At 60.5% G+C, this 2,445-nt stretch carries 4 protein-coding genes; 2 read left to right on the plus strand and 2 right to left on the minus strand.

What is annotated here, in order from left to right; genetic code table 11:
• The first annotated feature begins 274 nt into the window (after positions 1–274).
• Positions 275–532 carry a hypothetical protein gene (locus JOY90_RS18340; protein WP_291692530.1) on the plus strand — a complete coding sequence of 86 codons (258 nt, stop codon included), beginning with the start codon at positions 275–277 and terminating at the stop codon, positions 530–532.
• Between the two features lie 21 nt (positions 533–553).
• Here the strand turns inward: JOY90_RS18340 and JOY90_RS18345 are convergent, their stop codons facing one another.
• Positions 554–1,216 carry a response regulator gene (locus JOY90_RS18345; RefSeq protein WP_291692531.1) on the minus strand — a complete coding sequence of 221 codons (663 nt, stop codon included), beginning with the start codon at positions 1,214–1,216 and terminating at the stop codon, positions 554–556.
• A 480-nt stretch (positions 1,217–1,696) separates the two neighbouring features.
• Between JOY90_RS18345 and JOY90_RS18350 the strand changes: the two genes are divergently transcribed.
• Positions 1,697–2,011 carry a hypothetical protein gene (locus JOY90_RS18350; protein WP_291692532.1) on the plus strand — a complete coding sequence of 105 codons (315 nt, stop codon included), beginning with the start codon at positions 1,697–1,699 and terminating at the stop codon, positions 2,009–2,011.
• A gap of 66 nt (positions 2,012–2,077) precedes the next feature.
• Here the strand turns inward: JOY90_RS18350 and JOY90_RS18355 are convergent.
• A partial coding sequence (locus JOY90_RS18355; RefSeq protein ID WP_291692533.1) for a hypothetical protein occupies positions 2,078–2,445 on the minus strand: 368 nt, incomplete at its 5' end.

Here is a 2,445-nt window from a genome sequence, read left to right on the forward strand (position 1 = left end):
GCTCACTATCGGCGCCGTTGCGTCCGATTCTTGATCGCGGCTCGGGAGGCCGCGGTGAGAGCTCGTTGGATTTGATCTGAATCAAACGGCGCCCGCGCGTTTGCACCTATCGACCGCCAGCCGACCTGCACGATCGGAAGCGTGTCCTGCGCTCCGACGGACAGCGGCTCGCGCCGTTCCTCGATGCGTGCGGAGATGCGCCAAGACGGCACGCGGATCGCTCAAGGCCATCAAGAGACCGGCTGGGGCACCACAGATGAATGGAGGTTGCTAGATGCTGATCAAGACCATGCTTGCCACGGCACTTTTCGTTGCCGCCATCTCGCCCGCAATGGCTGCCGCCGACAATTCGGGGGAGTATTCCGGCGGATTCGTCAATCCGCCGAGCACCGATGGGGTCAATCCGGTTTATCACCCCGGCTGGTTCCCCAACTATACCAACCGCGGCGGTAGCGCCTATGGCCTTGCTCCTTCCGCCGGAGCGCCACGCCAGAATGGCCCCTTCTGGGGAAGCAACTACTACTACCGCTGATCCCCGCCCGCTTCCGAGCTCCTAGGCCCGAAAGCGGCCTCGGCCGAGGTTCTCGCTTGCGTTCTCGCTCTCGAGAACCTCGGCAATCCTTGCCAGATCGGCGACCGAGCGTACGCCCATTTTCTTCATCAGGCTGCGCTTGTGAACCTTGACGGTGACCTCGCTGACGCCGATCTCGGCCGCAGCCTGCTTGTTCATCAGGCCCCTGGTGATGAGCGCCATGACCTCCCGCTCGCGCGGGCTGAGCGACTGGAAGCGCCCGCGCAGATCCACGATCTTCCTGTCCTGCTCGCGCCGCCGGCGATCCCGCTCGAGCGCAAGGCGCACGGCATCAAGCAGATCCTGCTCGCGAACCGGCTTGGTGAGAAATTCGACTGCTCCTGCCTTCAGCGCCTTCACGGTCATCGGAATATCGCCGTGCCCGGTGAGAAAAATGATCGGAATGTTGATCCTCGCCGCCACGAGGTCCGCCTGCAGATCGAGGCCGCTCAGCTGCGGCAGGCGCACGTCCAGGATCAGGCAGCTCACCTCGTTCGAGAAGTCCCGCTGCAGGAACTCGCTCGTCGTGCTGAACACCTCGCATTTCAGCCCCACCGAGCCAAGCAGCTCCTTCAGCCCCTCGCGAACATTCGCGTCGTCGTCCACCACGAAAACGACAGCGTCAGGTCCGAAACGATCTTCCATCGCCAGCGCCCCTGTTCACCTGGCAAAAAGAGATCGCATTGCCGAAGCTCTTCTTCGTCTGCGGCCCTATCTGGGCGATAGTGTTCCTTTCAATCAACGAGCGGCAACCGATCCCTTCGTCCGCAACCGATATTTCCTGCGAACGCGTCAGGGTAGTAAAGTAACGTATGGTTTTTACCTATTTTTTTATGCTCTTGCGTTTGTTTGTATCAAAATGTTCATAGAATTCACGCACAGCTCTAAAACAAATACTTATCTGTTGATGATCGCAGCGCCATGGGTGCGCGTCAGTCGTGGCGTGTAGCTTCGCAATCACGAGCGATTTTGCTTGTGGTCCCCTGATCGCCGGCAATCCATCCGATCCATCGCAAACCGTCGATCTGCTCCGCGCCCGAGGCAGCGCAGCCACTCGCTGCCGATGACGGTAATAAATTACCACGTAGATTTGTCGCGATAGTAAATGATGTCGATACCGCGTGAATGTGGAGTGCGCTCGATGATCGGAGTTTGGCGGCGGGACGTTCTGGAGAGGCCAGGCAGATCTCCGGACCGGTCAACGCTGGTGCGTTTCCGTTCTTCTTCTGCACGGACTACGACACGCAGGTGGTGCCGCTCAATTCCGCGCGCGATGCCACCCCGCTCGTCGCCGGCGATCACCTCTACGCACAGACCGTGCAGACCTTCCGGTATCTGCAAAAGCGTCTCGCCGCCGGCGAGATCGTCATGCCGTCAAACGCTCTGGCTTTGGGGTCCTTCGGGCAACACGCCAAGCAGGCGGACGGTGCAGCCGACTGACATCGGACAGCTCTCCGGTCCCGCTGTCCGTGATCGCCGTCACGAGAATGCGCACAGTGCGCCCGCTCAGAAATCCGATTTGTTCGCGTGCGGCAGATCTGTGCCGTCATGGTTATGGAAACCGAATGTGCCTTCGGCGCAGGCGACCTCCGGAAATTCATCGCGGTCACGCAGATAGACCATGACCGCGGTCCAGGGCGTCGTGAAGGCGCCCGGGTCCTCGATCGTGAAAAGAACCTGCAGGTATTTGTCGCCGTAGTTGGGATTGTACGGTCCGGTGGCGCGTCGATTCTCCCGCATGCCGCGCTGCATCGCGTCCTTTGCATCATCGTAGGCGACCAGCCGATAGCGTTCCACGACGTGCAGCTTCTCGGTGTACGGCGTGCCGAACAAATCGATCATCGCATGCGGCCGATCGGTCTTGACGCCGACGG

Source organism: Bradyrhizobium sp., assembly GCF_019242285.1.
Taxonomy (GTDB): Bacteria; Pseudomonadota; Alphaproteobacteria; order Rhizobiales; family Xanthobacteraceae; genus Bradyrhizobium.